Source organism: Wenjunlia vitaminophila DSM 41686, assembly GCF_000380165.1.
GTDB classification, from domain to species: Bacteria; Actinomycetota; Actinomycetes; order Streptomycetales; family Streptomycetaceae; genus Wenjunlia; species Wenjunlia vitaminophila.
Map to the genome: position 1 here is coordinate 154,905 of NZ_KB904636.1, position 12,686 is coordinate 167,590.

At 71.7% G+C, this 12,686-nt stretch carries 9 protein-coding genes; all 9 read right to left on the reverse strand.

What is annotated here, in order from left to right:
- Nucleotides 1–158: 158 nt before the first annotated feature.
- A complete protein-coding gene (locus A3IG_RS0103255; RefSeq protein ID WP_018382116.1) occupies nt 159–629 on the reverse strand; it encodes a cytidine deaminase family protein in 471 nt (156 codons plus the stop codon).
- Between the two features lie 116 nt (nt 630–745).
- The gene (locus A3IG_RS28460) at nt 746–1,762 is read right to left on the reverse strand and encodes a glycerophosphodiester phosphodiesterase (RefSeq protein WP_086019900.1); all 1,017 of its coding nucleotides are present in this window, start codon (nt 1,760–1,762) and stop codon (nt 746–748) included.
- 480 nt (nt 1,763–2,242) lie between these two features.
- Nucleotides 2,243–5,272 carry a family 16 glycoside hydrolase gene (locus A3IG_RS0103265; RefSeq protein WP_051087369.1) on the reverse strand — a complete coding sequence of 1,010 codons (3,030 nt, stop codon included), beginning with the start codon at nt 5,270–5,272 and terminating at the stop codon, nt 2,243–2,245.
- Between the two features lie 424 nt (nt 5,273–5,696).
- Nucleotides 5,697–6,815 (reverse strand): inositol-3-phosphate synthase, encoded by a 1,119-nt coding sequence (locus tag A3IG_RS0103270; RefSeq protein ID WP_018382119.1) that lies wholly within the window; start codon nt 6,813–6,815, stop codon nt 5,697–5,699.
- Nucleotides 6,816–6,872: 57 nt separating this feature from the next.
- Nucleotides 6,873–8,084, reverse strand: a complete 1,212-nt coding sequence (locus A3IG_RS0103275) for a Gfo/Idh/MocA family protein (RefSeq protein WP_018382120.1) — start codon at nt 8,082–8,084, stop codon at nt 6,873–6,875.
- 184 nt (nt 8,085–8,268) lie between these two features.
- Nucleotides 8,269–9,441: an ROK family transcriptional regulator gene (locus A3IG_RS0103280; protein WP_018382121.1), complete on the reverse strand. Its 1,173-nt coding sequence runs from the start codon at nt 9,439–9,441 to the stop codon at nt 8,269–8,271.
- Nucleotides 9,442–9,936: 495 nt separating this feature from the next.
- On the reverse strand, nt 9,937–10,596 hold the full coding sequence (locus tag A3IG_RS0103285) for an MSMEG_1061 family FMN-dependent PPOX-type flavoprotein (protein WP_018382122.1): 660 nt from the start codon (nt 10,594–10,596) through the stop codon (nt 9,937–9,939).
- A 182-nt stretch (nt 10,597–10,778) separates the two neighbouring features.
- On the reverse strand, nt 10,779–11,489 hold the full coding sequence (locus tag A3IG_RS0103290; RefSeq protein WP_018382123.1) for an MOSC domain-containing protein: 711 nt from the start codon (nt 11,487–11,489) through the stop codon (nt 10,779–10,781).
- A gap of 10 nt (nt 11,490–11,499) precedes the next feature.
- Nucleotides 11,500–12,582: a hypothetical protein gene (locus A3IG_RS28465; RefSeq protein ID WP_018382124.1), complete on the reverse strand. Its 1,083-nt coding sequence runs from the start codon at nt 12,580–12,582 to the stop codon at nt 11,500–11,502.
- Between the last annotated feature and the right edge of the window lie 104 nt (nt 12,583–12,686).

The following is a 12,686-nucleotide window of genomic DNA, read 5'->3' on the forward strand; positions in this document are numbered from 1 at the left end:
AACACGCCGGCGACCACCCACCCATCGGTCACGCATCGCACACGTCCGACGCTACGCCGTGATCAGCGGTGGACGGGTCGCGACCACCCGGCGGGCCCCGAGATGCCCGGTCGGCGCACCACGGCGCTCACCCGCGCGGGGGCGTCCTGACAGAACGGTCAGGAGGCGCTGGTGGGGGTGGGGGTGGGCTGCTGGTCCGGGTCGATCTGCTGGTCGGCCCACAGGTACCCGTCGGGGAGCAGGTCGGTGATCCCGACGGTGCGCGGCCCGTCGCCGGCGCCGATGATGACCTTCAGGGTCGGGGCATGGTCGAGCAGGACCTGGCGGCACCGGCCGCACGGGGGGACGACGCCGCGGCCCCGGTCGCCGACAGCGACGATCACCTCGAGTTCGTAGGCGCCCTGGGCGGCTGCCGCGCCGATGACCACCAGTTCCGCGCAGGGGCCCCCGGTGAAGTGGTAGACGTTCACCCCGGTGAAGATCCGTCCGTCGCGGGCGCGGGCCGCCGCCGCCATGGAGTGGGTCCCGCCCCCGCAGCGAGTGGCCGCGACGTGCGCCGCGGCCTCGAGGAGTTCGACGTCCACGGCGTCGCCAACGGGGTCGGCGACATGGTGGCTCGGTGTGGTCATCGTCCGTTGCCTCGCTCGCGTCGGGGGAAGGGGTGGCCCCCCCATGATGCGTGACCGTGCGCGCGGGCGGCAGGGCCGCCCCCGGGGTGGGTGCCCGAAGGACGGAGGCGGTCGGGCTACAGCACGGGCGGCCCGGTCCTCGTCGCGGTGCGCCAGGGCGAGGCGCGCGCGGCGAGCCGGGCGGCGTTCCACCCGGACAGTTCGGCGGGACGGTTGGTGATGACCGCGTCCACCCCGGCGGCCAGGAGGGCTCTCCAACGGGTGGCGGTGTCGACCGTCCAGACCGTGACGGCCACACCGGCGTCGTGCAGGTCCCCGACCACAGCGGGCCGGTCGGCGAGGGCGGCGTCGGAGGGGTTGTAGGAGGTGAGCGAAAGCTCCTTGGACACGGCCACCGGATCGGCGTCCAGGGTGCCGCGGAGCAGCCCGAGGGCCAGTTCCGGGGCCAGCTCACGGGTGTGGCGCAACGCGTTGACGTCGAAACTCTGCACGAGGACCCGGTCGGTCATGCGGTGGGACCGGATCTCGGTGATGATCCTGGCCACCTGGCGCCGGGTGTGCGGGCCCTTGATCTCCAGCAGGAGGTTGCCGCCCCGAGTGGACAGGTCCTCCAGTTGCGCGGCCAGGGTCGGCAGGTGTTGCCCGGCGTACTGCGCCCCGAACCAGGAGCCGGCGTCCAGGCCGCGCAGCTCGGCGGCCGTCAGGTCACGGATCGCGCCCCTTCCGTCGGTGGTGCGGTCCACGGTGGAGTCGTGCAGCACGTGCGGCACGCCGTCCCTGCTGGGCTGGACGTCGCTCTCGATCCACCACGCGCCGCCGCGACGGGCCGCCTCGTCGCCGACCAGGGTGTTCTCCGGCGCCACGAGGGAGGCACCGCGATGGGCCACCACCCTCAACGGTGCGCCGTCCGGGCGTATCCAGACGGACGGGCGGGGCGTGGCGCCCCCGGCATCGCCCATGGCGATCGGCGCGGGCCCGACGCGGGGAACGTCCCTACTGGTGTTCGAACGGTGTCGGGTGTGCTCCGCCGCGGAGGCGTACGGCGACGCGGCCCCCGCCGCCCACGTCAACGACACGACTGCCACCAGCACGCTGGCCACCACAGCTCCCGGCGACCGCATCGACGGGATCATCAGCACGGCTCCAGGGCTCGGGGACGCTGGGGGGAGACGGTCACCCGGCGGCACCCCGGGTCCACGGCACGGCACCCAGCGGGCCACCGCACCCCGTCGCCCGCCGGGGTACCCCCCGGGTGTCCCCGTGAACGGCGGTGCACCCCGGAAGGGTGCACGGGCCCCGGCGGAATCACCCTGAAGGCCCCCACCCGCGCCGGCCTCCCGGCCACCCTCCAGGGCCGGACGCCCCCACCGGGTCCTGGCGGGGTGAGCGTCGACTCCTACGCGTGACCACCGGGCGCACCGCCGCCACGCCTCGGTGGCCGGCGCCGATGTGGCCAGGGTGGGCGCGTTCCTCCCCGTGGTCCAGGACGACCTCCACCGCGCCGTCGTGGGCGCCCACGACACGGGGCCCGGTGAGAGCGCACACCACGTGCCGGGCCCGAACGGTGTCGTCGGACCCGGCACGTTCCGCCGCTGGCGCGGAGGTGGTGGGGATCACCCCTGGTCGCTGATGAGCGGCTCGATCCACATGTTGCGGTACTGGACCTTGTTCCCGTGGTCCTGCAGGCGGATCGCTCCCGTGGAGGCGAGTTCCGCGATGCCGCCCCCGGTGGGTCCGTCGATGACCACGTCGTCGTGGACGGTCTGTCCGTTCCACACGACCGTGACCCGGGCGTCGGCGGTCTTGTTCCCGTCGCTGTCGAACCGCGCGGCGGTGAACGTGATGTCGTACGCCTGCCACGTCTCCGGCGGCAGGGCGGCGTTGATGTCCGCGGCCTTCTTCTTGTAGATCGCCGCCGCCTCGTTGTCGGCCAGCTCGGCCACGCCGAAGGAGTCGAGCACCTGGATCTCGTACCGGTCCTGCAGGTAGACGCCGCTGTTGCCGCGGTCCTGCCCGGTCACGTCCGGCGGGAGCAACGGCACCTTGAACTCCACATGCAGCTTGAAGTCTCCGAAGCCCTGCTTGGTGCGGATGTCCCCGCCCGACACCTGGATGCCGCCGTCGGCGGTGCGCGTCCACCGCACACTGCGACCATCGGTGTGCTGCCAGTTCGACACGGTTCCCCCGTCGAACAGGTTGATCCGCTCACCCACGCGGTACACGTTGACCATGTCGAGGTTCACGTGGCCGGTGTCACCGCTGTCCACGCGGTAGGTGATGGTGTTGACGCCCTTGCGCAGCGCCAGGGACTCGCTCTTCGTCGCCCAGGTGTCCCAGTTGCCGGTGCTCGGCAGGCTGGACTGCCTGACCTTCTCCCCGTTGACGTAGACGCTCACCGTCTTGGTGCCCTGGAACGGGTGCGGGCCGTTGGAGTAGCGCAGCCCCACGTCATAGGTTCCCTGCCTGGCCGCGTCCACCCGGAACGACGCCGCCGCGCCCTCGGTGCCGAACGCGTCCACGAAACCGCCACCGGTGTATCCGACGTGGTCCGTGTTGATCTTCGCGCCGCCGGCCAGCTTGCCCTCCTCGGCCTCGTACGCCGAGGTCACCTGCGGCCGACCGGGGATGGAGTTCAGCGTGTACCACGCCTCGGTGCTCCAGAGCGACTCACCGGAGGCCGAGCTGAACGGCCGCGGGGACCGCAGGTGCACCACCCGGTCGGGCCTGAGCCCGTCGATCTTCAAGAACACCTTGGTGCGGTCATCGGAGAGCGTCGCCGACCGCACCGTCAGCGTCTCCTCGTCGATCTTCGGCCCCCCGTACGCGGGGGTCGGGGAGTAGCGCCACTGCTTGACCCGGTAGCTCGTCGCCAGTTGGTCCGCGGTCTCCTGGGACAGCGGCTGCGTGTACCGCAGCACGAAGCCGTCCTTGGTCGCCCGCATCGAGTGGATGTCGAAGGCGTTCTTCCCGTTCAGGGTGAGCTTCTGCAGGCCGTACCTGAGCTTGCCGGCCTGACCCCAGTTCCCGTCGGCGCCCAGTCCACCGGCGTACAGGGCCCCGTCAGGTCCCACACTGATCCGGGTCGGGCCCACCTCGAGGCCCTGGGAGTGACGGAACACCGCGCCCTGGTACTCGCCGTTGACCTTCTGCAGGTTCGCCCGCTGCAGACCGCCGTAGGTCACGTCACCGAACATGATCTGTCCCGCGAACGGCCCCTCGGTGATGCGGAGCGGCTGACTCGGTGAGTTCGCGATCTCGTTCTGCGGCAGCCACAGCACCGGCTTGGTCACCGGCTGGTCGTCGAAGGGGCCGGCCGGGTTCATGTAGTGGTTGAAGAAACGATCCTGCTTGATCTGGACGAGCTTGTTCGCCGGGAGCCAGCCACCCTGGTTGTCGGTCACGAGGATGCTCTTGTCCGGGCCCCACCCAATGCCGTTGGGGGTCCGCAGCCCACCGGCGATGTAGGACACCTCGCCGGTCTCCTTGTTCACCTTGATGGTGGTACCGCGGTTCTTCGACGGCTGCGGGTTGGTGCTCGCGCCACCGTAATTGATCGCCACCGACAGGTTCAGGTAAAAGTACCCCTGGTCGTAGAGCATGCCGAAGGCGAACTCGTGGAAGTTGTTGCTGAACGGCCACGTCGCGATCTTCTTGTACTCGTCGGTGACGTCATCGCCGTCGAGGTCGTTGAGCTCCGTCAACTGGTGCTTCTCCGACACGTACAACTTGCCGTCGACGTACTTGATCCCCATGGGCTCCTTCAGCCCTTCGGCGACCTTCTTGTACGTGACCTTCTCCTTGCTGGTGTCCCCCGTGACGTTGTCCAGCAGGTACACCTCGCCCTGGACGTTGTTCGAACCGCCCCAGGTCGAGATCGCCAGGCGCCCGTCGGGGAGCCAGTCCATCCCACTGACCTGCGGGGTGAACCCCTCGGGCCGCAGGTCCGTCAGGTCGTAGTCCGGGTGCACCGCCTCCAACGGCAGCCCGTCGCCCGGCGCGTCGGCACCGCTCGCGCACTCCTTGCGGCCGGGGGCCGTCACCCGCACCACGCCGGCGTCCGTGCTCAGGACCGAGTTCGGCACCAGTGTGTACGCCGAGTCGCCGGGCTTCTTCCACTGCAACGTGACCCGCTGCCCGCCCGCCCGATCGAAGTGATCGATGTGCAGCGAGTGGTAACCCGCGGTCAGGAAGACAGAGCCGTCCATCGGTTCGGCCGCGTGCAGACCATCGTGGTCGATGACCAGCGCGTCATCGATCAGAAGTCGCGAACCGTCGTCGCTGATCAGACGGAAGGTGTACGTCCCGTCCTGCGGGATGTTGACGTTGCCGATGACCTGCGACACGAAGTTGTCCGAGAAGCCGAACCCGTCCGTGGAGGACCAGTCCACCGTCGGGAGCAGCTTGTCCACGTTGGGAGTCTGCTTGGGCTTCAGTTCGCAGATCCGCTCCATGGGCGTCTGCACGTCGAACACCCGCAACGTCACCCCGGGTTCCTGCGGGGGCAGCTCCTGCGCCTCCGCGGAGGGCTGGGCGACCGCGGGGGTTCCCACCCCGCCCACCACACACGCACACACCAACAACCCCGCCGAACCCACCCGCAGTCCGCGGGATCTTCTTCGATTCACAACTCCTCCAACCGTCATCGGACGAACTCATCCACATGGGCACGCCGAAGCGCACCCGCCGAAGGGGAAATCCGTGAGGAAACAGAACAGCGGGAAAGCCAACCAACACCGGGGTCCGCCTCCGCCGCACCAGACCCCCGCCACCGCCTCGGACACCGACCCACACTCCGGGCCCCGCCCGCCGGCCACACCGGCCACATCCAGACGACCGACACAGTAGGGCGCTTCTCCCCAACCCGTCCATACTTAGTCCCAGTCAAAACGAAACTCGTGCACACAGCTATCGAACTTCTGTCACACAGGAGCAGAATGACTGCCTGACATGCCAGACAGGTGCCCCCGCTCCCCCGCTGTGCCCACCGCGCCCGGCCGGCCGGTGCGGACGGCGACAGGGGCGGCGCGCTGACGGGGGCGCGACGGGCGACGGGGGTGGCCACGGGGTTCAGCCGGACGTGCGCAGCCGGGCGACGAAGGCCGACAGGGCGGCGAACTGCTCGGCCAGACCGCCCGGCCCCCCGTCGGGGTCCTTGAAGTAGAAGCCGAGGTCGGGCAGCGGGCCCGACAGACCCGCCTGGTGGGCCCGGGCCACCAGGCGGACCAGGTCCAGGACCAGGGGCGCGGCCAGCGCGGAGTCGCAGCCCTGCCAGATGGTCTGCAGGACCATCCGGGTGCCGAGGAACCCCTCGAAGGCGACGTGGTCCCAGGCGGTCTTCCAGTCGCCCAGCGCGGGCACGTCGTCGATGTGCACCTCGCCCTGCGGCGCATGGCCCAGGGTGTCGGTCAGCACGCGCGCCTTCCCCGCGTTCTTGGCGGCGGCCGCCGCCGGGTCGGACAGGGCGGCGCCGTCACCGCCGCCCAACAGGTTGGTTCCGGACCACGCCCGCACCGTCAGGGCCCGCTGACTGAACATCGGCGCGAGGACGGCGCGCAGCAGCGTCTGTCCGGTCTTGCCGTCACGGCCCGCGTGCGGCAGTCCGCTGTCCGCCGCGAGGGAGGCCAGTGCCGGGGAGCGCAACCCCGTGGAAGGGGTGAAGTTGACGTACGGGCAGCCGGCACGCAGGGCCGCCGCCGCGTACAGCGAGCTGGGTGGCAGACGGGGGTCGTCGGGGTGGGCCGCCGGCTCGGTGGTGGCGACGTTGACCACGACCACCCGGGGCAGGTCGTGGCGGGTGGCGAAGGACGCGATGTCGGCGGCGAAGGACGCGATCAACTCGTCATCGGTGCGGGTGTCCCCCGTGGACGGGCCTCCCGGGCGCACCTCACGGTCGGCCTCGGCCAGTTCCCGGGCGACGGCCGCGGGCAGGTCGTGGGGCAGGACCCCGGCGGCGGCGAGCTCGGCCGCCTTGCCGGGCAGCGTGCGGTCGGTGGGGTCGTGCCCCCCGAACACCAGGGATGACAACGGCGGCCAGGCGACGTCGGCGAACGCCGGGGCGGCGGTGACTATGCCGGTCGGAGGGTGCAGGCCCGCGGCGATCGCCGCGCACCCGGCGACCGTTGTCGTCGCGACGGAACCGCGCGCTCCGATCAGCCAGACTCCGGTTCGGGCATCGGTGGGGGTCAATGCTGCTCCCTGTGGGGTGAGATGGGTGGTGTGGGGCGGTCCTCGGGGTGCGGTCCTTCAGGGGCGGTCGGGGTCGGTGCTCCCGGACGGGACGGGCGTGTAGACGGCGTTGCGTGCGGCGCTGTCCTGCACGGCGGCGAGGACGCGCTGCACCTGTAGTCCGTCGGCGAACGACGGCGATGGCTCGGTGCCCCGGGCGATCGCCGTCACCAGGTCGCGGGCCTGGTGGGTGAAGGTGTGTTCGTAGCCCAGGGCATGGCCCGGTGGCCACCATGCCTGCAGGTAGGGATGTTCTGGTTCGGTGACCACCACGCGGGTGAAGCCGGAGTCGGCCCCGGGTGCGCGGTGGTCGTGGACGAGCAGCTCGTTGAGGCGCTCCAGGTCGAAGGCGAGCGAACCGAGTTCGCCGCTGACCTCGAACCGCAGGGCGTTCTTGCGGCCCGCGGCCATGCGGCTGGCCTCGACGGAGACGAGTGCGCCCGAGGCGAGCCGCCCGGCGAACACCGCGGCGTCGTCCACGGTGACCGGGCCGCGGGCGACCTGCGCGGGTGGCGAGGAGGGGGCGGGGTGGCCGGGGAGGGGGCGTTGCCGGACGAAGGTCTCGGTGAGGGCGGAGACGCCGAGCAGCGGTTCTCCCGCCAGGTACTGGGCCAGGTCCACCGCGTGCGCGCCGAGGTCGCCGAGCGCCCCGGACCCCGCCCGTTCGCGGCGCAGTCGCCAGGTCAGCGGAACGTCCGGGTCCACCAGCCAGTCCTGCAGGTACGCCACCCGCACGTGCCGCAGGGTGCCGAGCCGGCCCTCGGCGATCAGGTGGCGGGCACGGGTGACCGCGGGGACCCGGCGGTAGTTGAAGCCGACCATGGCCACCTGTCCCCGGGACCGGGCCGCCCGGGCGGCGGCGGCCATGGCCTCGGCCTCGGCCACCGAGTTGGCCAGCGGCTTCTCGCACAGCACGTGCTTGCCTGCCTCCAGCGCGGCGATCGCGATCTGGGCGTGGCTGTCCCCCGGGGTGCAGATGTCCACCAGGTGCACGTCGTCCCGGGCCACCAGGTCCCGCCAGTCGGTCTCGGCCGCGGCCCAACCGTGGCGGTCCGCCGCGGCGCGCACCGCCGACGGTTCGCGTCCGCAGATCGCCGCGAGGACGGGCCTCAGGGGGAGGTCGAAAACGTGACTGACGGTGCGCCAGCCCTGGGAGTGGGCCTGGCCCATGAACGCGTACCCGACCATGCCGACGCCTAGTTCGGGCGCGTGGCCGTCGGTGTGGTGCATGCGGTTCTCCTCGACGCTGGGCGGTTGGGGCAGCGGCAGCCCCACCGTGGGCGGCTGACCGCCGGGCCGGCACGGCCCGGGGTCGGTGCCGGCCCGGGAGCGGGCTCACCGGGGAACGACGTGGTGGTGCCGGGAACGGGGACCGGGGAGTCGTGAGGGCCGGGCCGACCGGCCGGTGGTGGGGTCAGGCCGGTGAGAAGAGGTGGTCGCTGATGAGGCGGGCGGCACCGATCACTCCGGCGGCGGCCCCGAGTTCGCCGAGGACGATGGGGAGGTTGCCGGTGGCCAGCGAGGGGGACTGCCGGTAGACCTGGGTGCGGACGCCGGCGAGCAGGTCGTGCCCGAGCCCGGCGACACCACCGGCGATGACCACCATGCCCGGGTTGAAGTAGCTGATCAGGACGGCGACGATCTGACCCACGCGGTGGCCTCCGGCGCGGACCAGTTCGAGTGACGCGACGTCGCCGACCGCGGCGGCGGCCGTGAGGTCGGCCGCGGTCAGGTGCCCCGCGGTCTCCCACCGGGCGGCGAGCTCGGGTGACCTGCCGGAGCGGGCCGCGTCCTGCGCGTCCCTGGCCAGGGCGCCGCCGCCGACGTGCGCCTCCAGGCAGCCGCTGTTGCCGCAGGCACAGGGCCGCCCGTCGGGTTGGACCTGGATGTGTCCGATGTCCCCCGCGCTGCCGGTGGTACCGCGGTGGACCTGGCCGCCGACGACGATGCCGCAGCCGATACCCGTACCGATCTTGATGCACAGGAAGTCCGCGACGAAACGTGCGACGCCCGCGTGCTGCTCCCCCATGGCCATCAGGTTCACGTCGTTGTCGACCATGACGGGGCAGCCGAGTTCCTGACTGAGCGCCTCGCGTACGGGAAAGCCGTCCCACCCCGGCATGATCGGCGGCAGCACCGGCACGCCCTCGGGGAAGCGGACCGGGCCGGGGACACCGACGCCGGCCCCGGCGAAGCCGTCGCCCTGTCTCAGCTCGGCCGCCATCGCCAGCACCTGTTCGAAGACGACGACGGGCCCCTGCCGCACGTCCATGGGACGGGTCAGGTGGCCGAGCACCTCCAGTTCGGCGTTGGTGACGGCCACGTCGATCGAGGTGGCGCCGATGTCCACGGCGAGGAAACGCAGCTCCGGGGCGAGCCGGAGGGTCCATGGGCGACGACCGCCGGGGCCGTTGGCCTGCCTGTCCGCGACGACCAGGCCGGAGCCGAGGAGCCGCTCGACCTCCACGGCGAGCCTGGAGCGGGACAGGTCTGTCTGCTCCCCGAGCCGCGCCCGGGTGGTGGGGCCGCCGTCCCGCAGCAGCCGCAGCAGCCGCGCCTGTTGTGCGGTGCCGGGCCGCGCCGTCATCCGTCGCACGCGCCCTCCCCTTCCTCCCCGGTCGCGTGGGTATCCCACGGACCGTCCGGGCCAAGTGGAAGGAAACGTAGCAGCACTTTGTCCGAACGAGAAGAAGTTGCGCAGCACTTCAACGAACTTTCTCCATGAACAGACAAAGTCTGGCTGGCCGGGCTTCCTCACACCTGGTCGGCGGTGGTGGCCGGCAACGGACGGGCCACACCAACGGCGGAGCGACCGAGCAGCAGGAGGCGACTTGACCGTGTGATCCCCGTCCTCGTGCCGGAACCCGTGCCCGTGGCAGGGCCGACGGGCGTCCGGTGAACGACGTTCCCCAGGACCGCTGCCGGGGCGAGGTTCATCCGTGCGGGTGGAGCGTTTGGCATCCCAGCCCCATTACCAGCAGCCGGGCGCGGCCGTCCCCGTGACGGGCCCCCGCGACTGATCCTGGGGCGTGCCGGCCTGGGGGGCGACGGGCTGGTCGTTCAGCGAGGGCAGGTCGGCCCGTTACTCGTACCGGTACTTCAGCGAGTCCGCCTCCGTCTGCTCGACGTCAGCGATCGTCAGCTCCGGCAGCCGCAACTGGGCCAGCGTCACCTCGGCCGAGGTCGGCTGGGCGTCCGCCGACAGCCACTGCTCCGGCTTCCAGGCCGCGCTGCGCAGGAGCGACTTGGGGCAGTGCGGGTAGACCTCCTCGATCCCCACCACCAGCGCACTGGCCGGCGGCTTGCCCACGGCGGTCAGCCGCGACAGCAGCTCCGGGCGGGTGGAGACGCAGGCCCGGCCGTTCACCCTGAGCGTCGTGGTGCGCCCCGGTATGACGAACAGCAGCCCGGCCCGTCCGGTGGCGACGACGTTCTGCAGGGTGTCGAGACGCTTGTTGCCCGTCGCGTCCGGTATCGCCACCGTCCGTGCGTCCAGGACGGCGACGAACCCCGCGGGGCCGCCGCGCGGGGAAACGTCACAGTTGCCGTCGGCGTCCGCACTGGCGACCAGGACCAGCGACGAGCATCCGATCAACCGCTGGGTCTGCTCGGTGAGCTCGGTCATCTGCTTGCGCACGGCCGCGTCGCTGGGGAGTCCGTAGGCTCGGCGCAGGGCCTCCTGGTCGCGCACGGCGTCGAGGCGAAGCGAGTCGAATGCACTGCTGGCAACGGGTGACGTCATACCCATGACCCTATGGGACCGACTTGTCGTTGATCCTTGGTCGGTGAGCGCGGGCCACGGGGACGGTCGCGCCCGCCGTCCACCCAGCCGAACCCGCAGGCCACCATGCCCCGAGATCACCTTCGGGTCCCCCCGACAGGGGCCGGGCCCCGTATACGGACGGCTTCGACGGCAAACCGCCGCTAGACGAGCGCGACGGCGTCTCCCACCCGCACCGCCCCCGGGGCCGCGACGGTGGCCAGCGCGTCCAGCCGGGCTCCGTGCGCGTCGGCGACGGCTCGCAGCACCAACGACGAGTGAGGCAGGTCCTGCTGGGCCTCGTTGGTCATCACACACCGCTCGCTGGACCGCACGAACTCCACGCGCATGACGTCGCCGATCCGCGCCTCGTTCCCGAACCACTCGTCCTCCACGAAAGGAGGGGTGCCCGGCGGTGTCCGGACCAGGAGGTTCGGCCGGAACCTCCGCTCATCGACCGGGACGCCCGGCACGGCCGAGCGCACCCAGTCGAGGGTGGCCGTGGTCAGGACGCTCAGCGGAAGCTGGTCGAAGTGGGAGATGGCGTCCTCACGGGCCACTTCGACGTCCTCCCGGCCGAGGTAGCGGCGGATGTAGGCAGTCGGATCCGCAACGGCCACGCCCTGTGGATCCAGCAGTTCGGGCTCGCCGACGCCGTCCACGTACCGGGAGCGTAGCTGCAGCAGACCCGGCATCCTGCGGAAGCGGCGGGTGTTCTTGCCGGAGCCGAACTTCCCCCCGGCGTCACGCACCGCGAAGAGACGGTCGCCGAGCAGGCCCCTGGCGTCAACGTCCACCCGCTGTAGCCGCTCACCACCGGTCGACTTGATCGGGTAACGCCAGATCCGTTCGACCACGCCAACCACGTCCACCATCCAGGGGACGCTACAGGACGCCCGACCCGGTCGTACGCGCTGTCGGAACACGCCCCGTGGAAGGCAGCGGCACCACGGCGACGGCGACCGCCCCGGTGGCCGGGTCGCCCGCGTTGTACAGCACCGACGTGCCGTCGGGGGTGAAGACCGGGTGGGGATGACGGGGGTGGCTGTCGGCCCCGGTACGGGCAAGCACGGTCCGCGTACCGGTGGCGACCTCGACCAGGAGCACGTCGGAGGTGTGCCCGGCGTTGTCCCACCCCCGCCCGGGGGCGTCGTGCGGGCCGGTGGTGTCCACCACGGCCCAGCGCCCGTCGCGGCTGATGTCGCAGTGCCAGTCACGCTCGCCACCGCTGACCAGGCGGGCCCCCCGGCCATCGGGGTGGACCATGTAGAGACCGCGGGGGCCGGCCTCGCTGACGCCGTAGGCACACACCACGGCGCCGAGGTCGTGGAACATCCACCGCTCGTGGCCCACGGCCAGCGGGCCCTGGTCGTAGACGCAGGCGCCGTCAGGGGCGTGGTCGGGGTGCCAGGCCCAGACGCGGTCCCGGACGTCGCACGCCGGCCCCTCGTGGGAGTAGGCGAGCCACGACTGGTCATGGGGACTGTGGCAGGGATGGTTCGCGAACCAACCGGTGGCGAACAACTGACGGACCTGCCCCGTCAGCGAAACCTCCAGGCAGCGGACGGGAACCCGCTGGTGGAGCGGGTGTTCCATCACCACCACCCGGTCTCCCTCGGCGGTGATCGAACACAGGTCCTGCAGGGTGTGACCGTCGGCGGCGGCGTAGAGCCGTTCGAGGGTGCCCGACTCCAGGTCCAGGACGTACAGGGTCCCGTTCCAGGTGAAGGCCGCGCGTTCGGCGGCCAGCGCCACGTCCGGCCACACGGGACCGCCGGGGCCCGGCGTCGAGGGGGGAAGCTCACACAGCGGCCGCTCGTCGGTGGTCGGTCCACGCCACCGCACACTGCTCAGGCCGGTCCCCCCGACGGCGGGTGAGTAGCGGGCCAGGACCAGCCGTTCACCACCGTGGTGGAACCCGTTGGTGTGCGGGTAGGGCAGGTGCGCGGCGTCCAGCAGGGGGGTCATCGAGGACCGCCTTCCAGAACCAGGTCTCGGGGGTTCCACGGACCGCCCGGGCCCCACGCCGTTGGGGAAGCTCCTGGACGGGCGCCGACGATGCTATCCCCGCA